Below are 13773 nucleotides of genomic sequence, written 5' to 3' on the forward strand. Positions count from 1 at the left end.
AATTAGTAAATTCGCCAATCTTAAAATTATCTTCAAAGTTAACGAAAAACCCCTACATGAGAAACATATTAATAATAGGCGCAGGTCGATCAGCAACAAGTTTAATTCGATACCTATTGGAAAAAAGTCGGCAAGAAAATCTGTTTATTACCATTGGTGATATTTCTGAAGAAGCTGCTCAAAAATTTACAAAAAACCATAGTAACGCTCGTGGAATACAACTAGATGTTTTTAATGAAGCACAACGAAAAGAGGCTGTAAAAAGCAGTGATTTGGTAATCTCTATGTTGCCAGCACGTTTTCATTTTGAAGTTGCAAAAGACTGTATTGAATTTGAAAAACATATGGTAACTGCTTCATATATTAGCAAGGAAATGGAATCCCTTAATAACGATGCAGTAAGAAAGGGACTGGTAATGATGAACGAAATTGGATTAGATCCAGGCGTAGACCATATGAGCGCTATGCAAGTTATAGACCGCATTCGGGCAAAAGGAGGGAAAATGCTTTTATTTGAATCATTTTGCGGCGGATTAATCGCTCCTGAAAGTGATAATAATTTATGGAATTATAAATTCACTTGGAATCCAAGAAACGTGGTTTTGGCCGGTCAAGGCGGAGCAGCTGAATTTATCCAGGAAGGAAAGTTTAAATACATTCCGTACCACAGACTTTTTAGAAGAACCGAATTTATCAATATCGAAGGGTACGGGAAGTTTGAGGTTTTAGCCAACAGAAATTCTTTAAAATACCAATCGGTTTATGGCTTAGAGAATGCACTTACGTTGTATCGCGGTACTATTAGACGTGTAGGCTTCAGCAAAGCTTGGAATATGTTTGTGCAATTAGGAATGACTGATGACACCTATACTATTCCAGATTCTGAAAATCTTAGCTATCGCGAATTTGTAAACTTATTTTTAGCGTATTCGCCCACAGATTCAGTAGAGTTAAAACTTCGGTATGCTCTAAAAATTGACCAAGATGATTTAATGTGGGAAAAACTGGAAGAGTTGGATATATTCAACAACAAAAAAACCATCGGAATCAAAAATGCTACTCCAGCCATGGCACTTCAAAAAATATTAGAAGACAAATGGACATTAGCTCCTGAAGACAAGGATATGATAGTAATGTATCATAAATTTGGGTATGAGTTGGACGGAAAAAAACACCAAATCGACAGTCAAATGGCGTTGATTGGTGAAGACCAAACCCATACTGCAATGGCCAAAACAGTAGGACTTCCCGTGGCCATAGCGGCTTTAAAAATCCTAAATGGAGAAATTACAACCCCTGGCGTACAACTTCCAATTGCTAAAGAAGTATACGAACCAATTTTAGAAGAATTGAAAGAAAACGGAGTAATTTTTACAGAAGAAGAGGTTACGTATTTAGGATATAACCCAGAGAATCTTCATTTGGGATAATTTGCAGCTGGTTATCGGTTGTCGGTTGTCGGTTGTCGGTAAAAATAAAAAAGGTTCGCAAAATTGCGAACCTTTTTTAAAATATCGTAAATGGTACATTAATCATTCCCTCTTCCCAAGAAAATTGAGATAAAGTACAGCAAAGTAGCCAGAGAGCCTAATGCTGCCACGACATAAGTTCTAGCTGCCCATTTCAAGGCATCTTTTGCCCCTTCGTGCTCTTGTGGTGTTACCATATTTTCACTTTCTAACCATACCAAAGCGCGCTTACTAGCATCAAATTCTACTGGAAGGGTAATAAATGCAAAGGCAGTAGTTATTGCAAAAAGCAATATACCGATTCCAAAAATCCAAGTTCCAAAAGCCGATCCTGTAGCAAAAAGAATTATACCCGCCATTATTACAAAGTTTGACAACTTACTAGAAACACTTACCGCTGGAACAATAGTAGATCGAAGTTTCAACCAACTATAAGCTGTAGCGTGTTGCACAGCGTGTCCGCATTCGTGTGCCGCAACGGCAGCCGCGGCAGCATTTCGTTGCATATATACCGCTTCACTCAAGTTTACTGTTTTATCTGCTGGATTGTAATGGTCTGTTAATTGGCCTGGCACAGAAATAACCTTTACATCGTAGATTCCGTTATCAGCCAGCATTTTTTCAGCAATTTCCTTCCCGCTCATTCCATTTTGAAGATGGATTTTGCTGTATTCCTTAAACTTAGATTTTAGCTTGTGGCTTACATACCAACTCACCAAAAAGATAATTCCTGCAATTAAATAATATCCTAACATATTTTATAGTTTCTTTTTTATTTATTTTTAATTGTGCTCTTTTTACCTCTATCAGTCCAATTGGCGGTTTGATACAGACGTTTAAAGCGCAAATTATATTGCAAATAACGTGCAAAATTTTTAACCTACAATATTTACAATTTTCCCTGGCACAACAATAATCTTTTTAGGTGTACGGCCTTCTAAATATTGGGCTGTCTTCGCATGTGACATTACGGCAGATTCTATTTCATCCTTAGTCAAATCTAGTGGTAATTCTAGTGTGAAACGCATTTTTCCGTTAAAGGAAATTGGATATTCCTTATTACTTTCTACCAAATACTTTTCCTCAAATTTTGGATACGGTGCTGTAGATACACTTTCTTTGTTCCCTAAATTTTCCCATAATTCCTCGGCAATATGAGGAGCATAGGGTGCTATAAGGACTATTAAAGGCTCCAATATTTCTCTGGAAGTACATTTTTGCGAAGTCAGTTCATTCACCGCAATCATAAAAGTAGAAACCGAAGTATTAAAACTAAACGCTTCAATATCTTCTTGTACTTTTTTAATTGTTTTATGAAGTGTTTTTAAACCGTCTTTAGATGCTTCTTCTTCGGAAACATAAAAACTATCGTCGGGTCCGGAATGATATAATTTCCAAAGTTTTTTAAGGAAACCGTGAACACCCGTTATACCCGCAGTATTCCAGGGTTTAGCTTGTTCTAGCGGCCCAAGGAACATTTCGTACATTCGTAATGTATCGGCGCCATATTTCTGACAAATTTCATCGGGATTTACAACGTTATATTTCGATTTGGACATTTTTTCAACTTCGCGACCTACAATGTATTTTTCATTATTATCCCTAGTTATTTCCAGACCATTTTCACCAATTAAAACTGCTTTTTCAAATTCTTTTTTGGACTCGAGACTTTGGTATAATTTAAAAACCTCCAATTCATTTGAAACGGTTACAAAGTTTACATCAACGTGAACAGGAACAATTTTTAATCTCAATTTGTCTAGTATATCACTCTTAAACGTCACTTTTCTCTTTACGTGTGCTATAACAATATCTTTTGGAGAATCACTTTTATAAATTTTATGAGAGATAAACAAACTCTTGATTGTATCGAGTAATACATTAAGGTCTTCTTTTTCTTCTGAAGAATAATTTTTCTGATTCTTTACAAGAATTTCTTCCACTTGATCATTGTCGAGGTACACCCTATAAGCGAATGCACTTTCGCCCAGAATCATCCCTTGATTAATCAATTTTTTTATCGGCTCTTCAACAGGTACCAACCCACGGTCGTGCATGAATTTCACCCAAAAACGTGCGTAAAGCAGGTGTCCGGTAGCGTGCTCACTACCCCCAATATATAAATCCACGTCCTTCCAATAATTCATTGCATCTTTTGAAGCAAAAACCGTATCGCGGTTTTTCTCTTCCATATATCGGAAAAAATACCAGCTACTTCCTGCCCAACCTGGCATGGTATTTAACTCAAGTGGAAATACGGTTTTGTTATCTGCCAATTTATTGCCAACAACAGCGCATTTTTCAGTATCCCAACTCCAAATGTCGGCACGTCCTAACGGTGGCTCTCCGGTTTCTGTAGGCAGGTATTTTTCTACATCCGGAAGTCGCAATGGTAAATGTTCGGTAGGGATGGCTTGTGGCATTCCGTCTTTATAATAAATCGGGAATGGTTCGCCCCAATAACGCTGACGACTGAAAACAGCATCGTGCAAACGATAATTTACCTTGCCTTTTCCTATACCTTTTTCTTCCAAAACTGCGATAATTTTATCGGTGGCTTGAGAATACGTCAGGTTGTTTAAGAAATCACTATTCGTAATTACTGTATTTTCTTTTTCAGAATATGCTTCTTCAGAAATATCTACATCTTTAAAAATATTTGGAATAGGAATATTGAAGTGCTTCGCGAAATCATAATCCCGTTGGTCACCACAAGGTACACTCATTACTGCGCCAGTTCCGTAACTTGCTAATACGTAATCGCCAATCCAAATAGGCAGCGCTTCTCCAGTAAAAGGATGTTCAACATAAGCTCCTGTAAACGCTCCTGAAATGGTTTTAACATCGGCCATTCGGTCGCGTTCACTTCGTTTTGCCGTTTTTTCGATGTAATTCTTAATTTCTTCTTTCTGTTCAGCAGTAGTGATTTTTGAAACCAATTCGTGTTCTGGCGCTAGAACCATAAAGCTCACACCAAAAATAGTGTCCGGGCGCGTTGTAAAAACAGGAATTTTGAATTCTGAATTCTTGACTTTAAACTCAACAGAGGCCCCTTTGCTTCTTCCAATCCAGTTAGTTTGAGAATCCTTTAAAGGTTGTGGCCAATCTAGTTTGTCTAATCCGTCGAGCAAACGTTGTGCGTAGGCAGTAATACGCATACTCCACTGTTTCATTTTTTTACGAACTACAGGGAAACCACCCCGTTCAGAAACACCGTTTACTATTTCGTCATTTGCCAAAACGGTTCCTAATTCTGGACACCAGTTCACTTCGGTTTCGGCCAAATATGTCAATCTATATTTTAAAAGTATCTCTTGTTTTTCAATGTCAGAAAAACTCAACCATTCTGAAGCTGTAAACTTCACAGTATTTTCATCACAAACGGCATTGATTTTCACATTTCCTTCCGCAGAAAAAATACTACGTAATTCATCAATAGCTCTTGCTTTGTCCTTATCAATATCATACCAACTTTCAAAAAGTTGTAGAAAAATCCATTGCGTCCACTTGTAATATTCTGGATTACTCGTTCTCACTTCACGGCTCCAATCGAAGGAAAAACCAATTTTGTCGAGTTGTTCACGATAGCGCGCAATGTTTTCCTCTGTGGTTTCCGCAGGATGTTGCCCTGTTTTAATAGCGTATTGTTCGGCAGGAAGCCCAAATGAATCATACCCCATTGGGTGAAGGACGTTGAAACCTTGATGGCGTTTGAAGCGCGCATAGATATCACTAGCAATGTAACCTAGTGGATGCCCGACGTGCAGACCAGCGCCTGAAGGATAAGGAAACATGTCTAATACGTAATATTTCGGCTTTTCGTTATCTCCTTCGACTCCGCTCAGGGTAGGGTTTTCAGCTTTGAACGTCTGGTTTTCGGCCCAATATTTTTGCCATTTGGCTTCTATTTCGTTGAAGTGATATTTGCTCATTTCTCTTTTTATTAAATGTCTACTACTATAATTGTTAGACAGGCGCAAATTTACGTCTATTGTACTAAAGACAAAACTTTAAACGTTGTTTAGCGTAGGATACAAAATTACTTGTATTTTTACCTCCAAATTTAAAAAACGTATGAGTTCCAATTTTGAAAAATATCAAAAGCGTCGTTTAATATCGTCGTATTTTTCAGTTGTCATCAGTATATCGCTGGTGCTTTTCTTGTTGGGGCTATTAGGACTCTTGGTTTTGAATTCGAAAAAAGTGGCTGATTATTTTAAAGAACAAATCGCTATTACGGTTTTTCTAAAAGATTCGGCTAAAGAAGTAGAAATCACTCAACTTAAACAAAGTCTTGCCCTTGCAGAATATACCAAAAGTGCAGCATTTGTTTCTAAGGAAGAAGCAGCTAAAGCCCACCAAGAGACTCTAGGAGAAAATTTTATAGAGTACCTAGGCGAAAACCCATTACAGAATAGTATCGATGTTTATATTTTGGCAGATTTTGTTACGCCTGGAAAAATGGAAGAGATTACTAATGAACTGAAAAGCAAGGCTTTTGTAGACGATGTAATTTACGACAAACCGCTGATTGCTCAACTTACCGAAAACGTTAGTCGCATTAGTTTTTGGATATTAGTCATAAGTGGAATTTTTACTTTTATAGCTGTTTTATTAATAAATAGTAGCATTCGACTTTCCATTTACTCAAAACGATTTACCATTAAAACCATGCAAATGGTGGGTGCTACCAAGACTTTTATACGCCGACCTTTTGTTTGGAAAAGCGTAAGATTAGGAATTTTAGGTGCAATAGTAGCAATGATAGGAATGGGGCTTGTGCTTTATTATTTTAACAAAAGCTTTCCGCAATTACAAATATTGAGAGACCCACTATTGCTGGGAGGGCTTTTTGCTTTCATTCTTTTAATGGGTGTAATTATAACCTGGATTAGCACATTTATAGCTACCCAACGATTTTTGAATTTACGCACAGACGATTTGTATTATTAGTCCCCTTAACCCCCAAAGGGGAAATGAAGATTATAAAACTGAAATTTAAAAAAATAAAGATCACATTTGAAATGATTGCGAGATTAATTATGTGACAATCGATAAACTTGAAACCTGAAACATTTAACCTGAAATCATTCAATAATGGGAGAAAAAAAACGAAGAGAAGAAGAAGTGGGAATGCAAGAATTTATTTTTCATCGCAAGAACTACAAGTTTATGCTCATTGGTATTGCGGTTATCGCCTTAGGCTTCATTTTAATGGCCGGAGGTGGTAGTGATGACCCCAACGTTTTTAACCCAGAAATTTACAGTTGGCGACGCATTCGATTAGCTCCCGCCCTAGTGCTCATTGGGTTTGCAATTGAAGTGTATGCTATATTGTTGAATCCTGATTCTAAAAAAGAAAATTAGTGGATTATCTAGACGCCATCATCCTTGGGGTTGTTCAGGGTTTTACTGAATTTTTACCAGTTTCCTCTAGCGGTCATCTTGAAATTGGAAAAGTGATTTTAGGAGACACTTCATTACCGGAGGAAAGCTTATTATTTACTGTAATTCTCCACTTCGCCACCGCCTTGAGTACAATTGTAGTTTTCAGAAAAGACATCATTCAAATTATTAGTGGAATCTTTAAATTTGAATGGAATGAAGAAACACAGTTTTCTTTAAAAATTGTCCTTTCAATGATTCCAGCTGTACTAATCGGTTTATTTTTTGAAAAAGAATTAGAATCGTTTTTCGGAGGAAGTATTGCTTTTGTCGGTGCTATGCTAATAATAACAGCTCTGTTATTATGGTTGGCGGATCGGTCAAAAAACACTGGAAAACCTGTAACTATTAAGGATTCAATAATAATAGGTGTAGCACAGGCCATTGCTATGCTGCCAGGTATTTCGCGAAGTGGCGCTACAATTTCAACTTCTGTACTCTTAGGAAATGACAAAACGAGAGCAGCCAGATTTTCATTTTTAATGGTTGTACCCCTAATTTTTGGAAAAATAGCTAAAGATATTCTTAGTGGCGATATTACTACAGAAAGCGCTAATTTAGGAATTATGGGCGTTGGATTTATTGCTGCATTTATTAGCGGACTTATTGCTTGTACTTGGATGATTTCCCTTGTAAAAAAGAGCAAACTTCGATATTTTTCAATCTACTGTGTAATAGTTGGTGTTATTGCAATAGTAGCCAGCTTTTACATATAAATGACAGGAGAAGACTACAAAGAAGGTCAAGTAATTCTAATTGACAAACCGCTTGAATGGACATCGTTTCAAGCTGTTAACAAGGTGCGGTGGCTTATTAGAAAACAGTTTAATATTAAAAAAATTAAAGTAGGTCATGCAGGAACACTCGATCCGTTGGCGACCGGACTTTTAATTATTTGTAGCGGAAAATTCACCAAACAGATAGAAACCTATCAAGCCCAAGAAAAGGAATATACAGGAACTTTTACGTTGGGAGCAACAACCCCTAGCTACGATTTAGAAACTGAAATTGACCAAACTTTTGAAACCTCCGAACTTACTTCAGAAAAAATACACGCGGCTACAAAACAGTTTCTTGGTGAAATACAACAACAACCTCCTGTCTTTTCGGCTTTAAAAAAAGAAGGAAAACGACTCTATGAATACGCTAGAAATGGTGAAGAAGTAGCAATTCCAACCAGAAGTGTGACAATTTCAGAGTTTGAAATAACCAAGATTGACCTACCAAAGGTAGATTTTAGAGTTGTTTGTAGCAAGGGTACTTATATTCGTTCATTGGCAAATGATTTCGGAAAAGCTTTAAACAATGGCGCACACCTTTCGGCACTACGCAGAACCAAAATTGGTGAGTTTTCTGTAGAAAAAGCTTTGGGAATCAGCGAGTTTGAAGATTCTCTTACAAGTTAAAGTATCGCTAAGGCCACCTAGATTTCGCAGGTTTTTGTGGAATTTTGCATAAAAATTCAGTACTTGCATTCATGAATTTCAATTATTCATACAGATCTTTTCTAATAACTTCTTTGTTAACGGGTATTTTAGTGCTGTTTCTGGTTAGCATCAAGCTTTCAAAAGCACCCGATGCATACGAAGAAGAAACCTACGATATGATCATTGCTCCTAAGGAATTAATGGAGGAAAAAGACGTTGCATCGGCCACATCTGAAAGGGCAGAGATAGAGACCAACAAGGCATATAATGAAGCGGAGAAGTTTATTTCTTCTATTGAAAACGAAAACCGACAACTCACAGAAACAACTGAAGGAAAGCTAAAGGAAATGAATGAAGCTATGGAAAATTCCAAACTCGATTATGAAAGTGACGGAAATGCGGCTATTGCCAAAGCTGAATTTAAGAAAACGCAAGATTTCTCTAATAGCGAAAGTGAAAAACAACAACAAGCAATTGTGGAAGGTGGTAATAAAAACACGACCATAAGCTATCGCTTGGTTGGAAGACAAGACTTAAACCTTCCCAATCCTGTTTACACCTGTTTTGGTTCGGGCAGAGTTGTGATAAATATTGAAGTAAACGATCTGGGGAATATAACAAAAGCAACGTATAATAAAGCAGCTTCTACAACTTCTAACGAGTGTTTGATTGATGCAGCAATCGAGTACGCCCTTGAAGCTACATTTTCTAGCGATGCATCGCGTAAGGAGCAATTGGGCTCTATTACTTTTAATTTTCCTGGACAGAAGTGATTTTTTAGTAACCAGCAATAAGTGAAATATGAATTCAGAAAAGATACGTTGTGAGTGGTGCGGGAACGATCCACTTTATGTAAAATATCACGATGAGGAATGGGGTGTTCCTGTAACAGATGACGCTATATTTTTCGAATTTTTAATTTTAGAAACTTTTCAGGCGGGTTTAAGCTGGATAACTATTCTTCGGAAAAGAGAAAATTTTAGAGTAGCTTTTGACGATTTTGATTATAAAAAAATCGCAGAATACGATCAAACTAAAATTGATTCATTACTTCAAAACGAAGGAATTATTCGCAATAAATTAAAGGTTAATTCGGCAATTTCAAACGCAATTGCCTTTATGGAAATCCAAAAAGAATTTGGAAGTTTTTCCCAATACATTTGGAAGTTCGTCGACCATAAGCCAATTAAAGGTATTTGGAAAACTCATCAAGAAGCTCCTGTAACTACTAAAGAAAGTGATGCATTGAGCAAAGATTTAAAGAAACGAGGATTCAAATTTGTAGGAAGTACAACTATGCTTGCTTATATGCAAGCCACAGGACTAGTAAACGATCATATTAAAAGCTGTTTTCGTTACAACCAAGTTTAATAAAACGACCTCTATTTGTTATTAATTACAGCAAAAAATCAATTCTTCTATAAACTAACTTCTACTTCAAAATTAAGAACTCACAGCGTCTATTTATAGAGTGCTCTGCTTCTGAGCAATTTCCGCCACAAGCTACCAACGGTTTAGTTTCACCAAATCCTTTTGATTTAAGTCGGTTTCTGTCAATTCCGTTTTCAACAAGATACTCAAGAGTTGCATTTGCCCTTCTGTTTGAAAGTCGCAAGTTATATTCTTCCGAAGCCCGAGAATCTGTGTGTGCTCCTAATTGAATTTCCATCCGAGGGTATTTGTTTAACAAATCTACTAAAACATCAAGGGTTCTGGCTGCTTGTGGTTTTATGTCCCATTGATTTAGATCGAAATAAATATTTTCTAATTCAATATAGGTATACCCATCATCTTTGGTTACAACAATACTTTCGGCATCGTCATACGATTCTATTTCCAGTTCAATACTAAATACGAGTCTTCCGTCATCATCGGTGTAAAACTCTTCAATCGTTGGTATGTAAAGAGCTCTATGGCCTTCAATTTTATATTTTGTATTCGGTTTTGTGTTGAAAACATATTCTGCGTTTAAGCCCACAACCATTTCGCCAACTAATATATCATTCTCATCAAACAAAGTAACAGTGGTACCTGGGAGCAGTTTTTTAGTATGTTTATCGCGCACGTCTCCTTCTACTATAAAACGTCTTTCATTATCCATTCGTTTAAAAGCATACAGATTATCCGCGCCCTCTCTATTGGACGCCAAATAGCCTTTTTCTAATATCTCGCTATACACAAAACCAAAATCGTCTGCTTCAGAATTAATAGTTTCACCCAAATTTAATGGTTTGACGAAGCCTTGATTCCGAAGCTGGCTCATAAAAATATCCAAGCCTCCCATTCCCTGATGACCATCTGAAGCAAAATAAAGCGTTTCGTTATCATCGACAAAAGGAAATTGCTCGCGATGTGCAGTGTTAATTGTTTCACCAAGATTTTTTGGTTCGCTAAATCCATCACCAATTATATCGACCGAGTAAATATCAAATGAACCGAAACCACCAGGCATATCACTTGAAAAATAAAGTTTAGAATTATCGGAATTTAAATATGGATGTTGCACGGAGTAGGTATCGCTCGAAAAAGAAGTTTCAACAACATTTGTCCATACACTATCTACCAACTCAGCCTTAAAAATTTTTACAGTAGCAATTTTTTCATCCCCAATTTTAACTCGCTCGTGGTTAGTTCTAGAGAAGTACATTGTTTTTCCATCTTTAGAAAAGGTTGCATTGCTTTCGTGGGTTTTAGTATTAATTTCTTCAGAAAAAGGCGTGATATCAATTAGCTGCTCATTTAAATCTACTGAAGCTTCATAAAGATCTAGATAGGGTTTCCCGTTCCATTTATAGATAGGGTTTTCGGCATTTCGAGGTGATGAAAAAACCACCTTTTCACCATAAAACGAAATTCCAAAATCGCCAGTTGAATTGGTTGGAGTCATTCGTTTTAACTCATAAACGTAAGGAACAATATTGTTTAAATTTTCAATAAACTTTCGTGTATCAATTTCGTAGCCTAAATATTCGGACATTATTTCATCTGCTTTTTCATAATTTTTGATTGCCAATAATGTTTGTGCAAATCTGAAATAAACTTCGGGTTTTATACTGTCTTTGTATTCTGTAAATAAGAAGGTGTACGGAGGTCGTGCCAATTCCATTTGGTGATTATAATAATATGAATCTCCGAGATTTTGCAAAATATGTGCATCAGACTTTAGTGCCTTGTACATCTTTGCTGCTTCCACATACGACTTTTGAGCAAATAGTTTATCAGCCCTTTTCACTGTCGGCCTTTGAGCCAAAATTGTGAGTGGTGTAAGAATTATTATAATAAGAAAAAATAAATTTTTCATCTGTATAGAATATTTGAGAAATAGGAAGATGCCAGCCTGGAGGACGGACAGGGAATGCCCCAATATTCGTTGTCGGTTCGTTTACTATATGTTTGTGGGCATTTCATTCTATATCTTTTAAAAGAACCTCGGGGATTTATCGTATCCTTTTTCCGATGTATTTATATCAAACAAAATCATGATTTCGTGCGAACCAGAATTAAACTTCCCTAAATTACTCAATGTGTAATCGTAGGAGTATCCAATTCTAATTGGTGGAGCAACGCGTATGTTTACTAAAGCACTCACTGAGTCGTCGAATCGATAACCTACTCCTAATTCAAAGTTATCGTTAAGCAAGGCATTAAGTGTAAGGTCTAATGATAATGGTGCGCCAGACACCATCTTCGACATAAAAGCGGGTTTGAGTTTTAAATTGCTATTCGCCTGAAAAACATAGCCACCCGTCATAAACATATGTATTTCTTCAACACCATTCATAACCACGCCACTTTCTTTTTCGAGATGTTTTGTTCGCAATAAATTTGGCGCAGAAAAACCAAGATAAAATTGATTTCCGAAATAAAAAGCCCCTGCCCCAATGTTTGGAAATGTTTTGCTTAGGTTAGAAGCAAAAGCAGGATCTGGAAGTGGATCCGAATATACAAATCCGTTAAAATTGGTGCTGAAAAATGTTGCTCCTGCCTTTATTCCTAATGACAATCTATGTGTTTCGCCTACAGGAAGAACATATGCTATATCTGCGAAAGCTTTCGTTTCCTTTACTACACCGCCAATTTCATCGTGTACAATTGAGATACCCCCTTCAACCCTATTTGTTATCGATGAATGAGCAAAAAAACTCGCCGTGGTTGGCCCCCCAACAGATCCCACCCATTGTGCGCGATACAACAATCCTAAATTTATTGTTTCAGAATCATCTGTAGCATACCCAGGGTTTAGAACGCTCATATTGTACATATACTGCGTGTATTGAGGGTCTTGTTGGGCTAATGTAGTCACACCCGCAAGGAGCAGGAGTAAATGGATAATATATGTTGTTTTTTTATATATCATTATCATTCTATTTCATCTACCTACTTAGGTAAACTCTACCTTGAACTGAATCTTTCCCGTCTTGGTTAAAATTCAGTATATAGAAATAAACACCTACTGGCATTTGAGAACCAGTTTTATTAGTACCATCCCAATTCGAATTGTTTTTATTACCATTATATAACACATTACCATAGCGATTATAAATTTCTAATGTGAAGTCGGGATACTGCTCCGCAAGATTTTTTATTGTAAACGTATCGTTGATACCATCACCATTTGGAGAAAATCCGTCAGGAATAATTACTTGCGGATTACAATCTATAATTGAAACTGTTACTTCCAATCTATTTTCACTGTCGCATCCATTTATAGTTGTAGTAGACGCGTAATATGTTTCTCCATTTACGAGCATTGCAGTTTCAGGATAAGAATTTCCTCCTGAAGGTGAATCATACCAAACTATCGATGTTGGGTCGATAATATTGGCAGTTAAATCAGAAATAGTTGGGTTATCGGCAATACAAAATATACTTCCATCCGAAGTGATTTGTGGTGTAGCTGCTGTTTCAACCAAAAATTGAACTGGTGTAATCGAAGCAACACTAGCACCGCAATTATTTCCAATGATAAAAAGATCGGTTATAGTTAGTGTTGTTATTCCTGCATTACTCAATTGGAATACTGGAAGCGTAAATGTTGAATTACCATCTATAAAAGAAGTTTCTATTGAATCTACATAAGAATTTGCACCCGTTAGTTGATAACTTAGAGTGTAAAGTCCATCAGATAGAAAGTTTGCTCCCGTAATTTCTATGGTATTTGAAGAATTTAAACAAATTGGGTTCGTTGCGGTCATAAAAGCTCCCGTAACATCAGGTGCAGATGATATAGAAACTGAAACGCTCGAACTGTCACTACCGCTGCAAGGGGATATTCCTGATACTGTATAAACGTAAATACCAGGTACATCAAGGGTTGGGTCAAAAATACCTGAACCGCTTGAAAGCGCTGGACTCCAAGTTCCACCTGCATCTGGCGAACCATTAAGGATTGTAAATAAATCTATGGAATTATCGCCTTCACATACATCCAC

12 protein-coding genes are annotated in these 13773 nt (G+C 36.8%); 7 read left to right on the plus strand and 5 right to left on the minus strand.

Annotated features, from left to right (window positions below; translation table 11 throughout):
- The first annotated feature begins 56 nt into the window (after positions 1-56).
- The gene (locus BLW28_RS12680) at positions 57-1430 is read left to right on the plus strand and encodes a saccharopine dehydrogenase family protein (RefSeq protein WP_073220852.1); all 1374 of its coding nucleotides are present in this window, start codon (positions 57-59) and stop codon (positions 1428-1430) included.
- Positions 1431-1528: 98 nt separating this feature from the next.
- On the opposite strand, the gene BLW28_RS12685 is transcribed toward BLW28_RS12680, so the two are convergent.
- Both BLW28_RS12685 and BLW28_RS12690 read right to left on the minus strand, forming a co-directional pair.
- Positions 1529-2224 carry a zinc metallopeptidase gene (locus BLW28_RS12685; protein WP_073220854.1) on the minus strand — a complete coding sequence of 232 codons (696 nt, stop codon included), beginning with the start codon at positions 2222-2224 and terminating at the stop codon, positions 1529-1531.
- A gap of 120 nt (positions 2225-2344) precedes the next feature.
- Positions 2345-5401: a leucine--tRNA ligase gene (locus BLW28_RS12690; protein WP_073220857.1), complete on the minus strand. Its 3057-nt coding sequence runs from the start codon at positions 5399-5401 to the stop codon at positions 2345-2347.
- A gap of 142 nt (positions 5402-5543) precedes the next feature.
- Between BLW28_RS12690 and BLW28_RS12695 the strand changes: the two genes are divergently transcribed.
- From BLW28_RS12695 to BLW28_RS12720, 6 genes are all read left to right on the plus strand, one after another.
- On the plus strand, positions 5544-6422 hold the full coding sequence (locus BLW28_RS12695) for a cell division protein FtsX (protein WP_073220860.1): 879 nt from the start codon (positions 5544-5546) through the stop codon (positions 6420-6422).
- A gap of 144 nt (positions 6423-6566) precedes the next feature.
- The gene (locus BLW28_RS12700; RefSeq protein ID WP_073220863.1) at positions 6567-6836 is read left to right on the plus strand and encodes a DUF3098 domain-containing protein; all 270 of its coding nucleotides are present in this window, start codon (positions 6567-6569) and stop codon (positions 6834-6836) included.
- Positions 6836-7630, plus strand: a complete 795-nt coding sequence (locus BLW28_RS12705) for an undecaprenyl-diphosphate phosphatase (RefSeq protein ID WP_073220866.1) — start codon at positions 6836-6838, stop codon at positions 7628-7630. The genes BLW28_RS12700 and BLW28_RS12705 overlap by 1 nt, the downstream gene beginning before the upstream one ends.
- Positions 7631-8320, plus strand: a complete 690-nt coding sequence (gene truB, locus BLW28_RS12710; protein WP_073220869.1) for a tRNA pseudouridine(55) synthase TruB — start codon at positions 7631-7633, stop codon at positions 8318-8320.
- Between the two features lie 71 nt (positions 8321-8391).
- Positions 8392-9114, plus strand: coding sequence for a hypothetical protein (locus BLW28_RS12715; protein ID WP_073220872.1), 723 nt, complete (start codon positions 8392-8394; stop codon positions 9112-9114).
- Positions 9115-9142: 28 nt separating this feature from the next.
- Positions 9143-9712, plus strand: a complete 570-nt coding sequence (locus tag BLW28_RS12720) for a DNA-3-methyladenine glycosylase I (RefSeq protein WP_073220874.1) — start codon at positions 9143-9145, stop codon at positions 9710-9712.
- Positions 9713-9773: 61 nt separating this feature from the next.
- Here BLW28_RS12720 and BLW28_RS12725 read toward each other — a convergent pair whose 3' ends face one another.
- The 3 genes from BLW28_RS12725 to BLW28_RS12735 all read right to left on the minus strand — a co-directional run.
- Positions 9774-11642, minus strand: a complete 1869-nt coding sequence (locus BLW28_RS12725) for an OmpA family protein (protein ID WP_073220877.1) — start codon at positions 11640-11642, stop codon at positions 9774-9776.
- A 117-nt stretch (positions 11643-11759) separates the two neighbouring features.
- Complete coding sequence (locus tag BLW28_RS12730; protein WP_073220880.1) at positions 11760-12698, minus strand: PorP/SprF family type IX secretion system membrane protein; 939 nt, start codon at positions 12696-12698, stop codon at positions 11760-11762.
- A 16-nt stretch (positions 12699-12714) separates the two neighbouring features.
- Positions 12715-13773, minus strand: a 1059-nt coding sequence (locus tag BLW28_RS12735; protein ID WP_143036880.1) for a T9SS type B sorting domain-containing protein, incomplete at its 5' end; no start/stop codon positions are given.

It is taken from the genome of Aequorivita viscosa (assembly GCF_900106795.1).
In the GTDB taxonomy this organism is placed as follows: Bacteria; Bacteroidota; Bacteroidia; order Flavobacteriales; family Flavobacteriaceae; genus Aequorivita; species Aequorivita viscosa.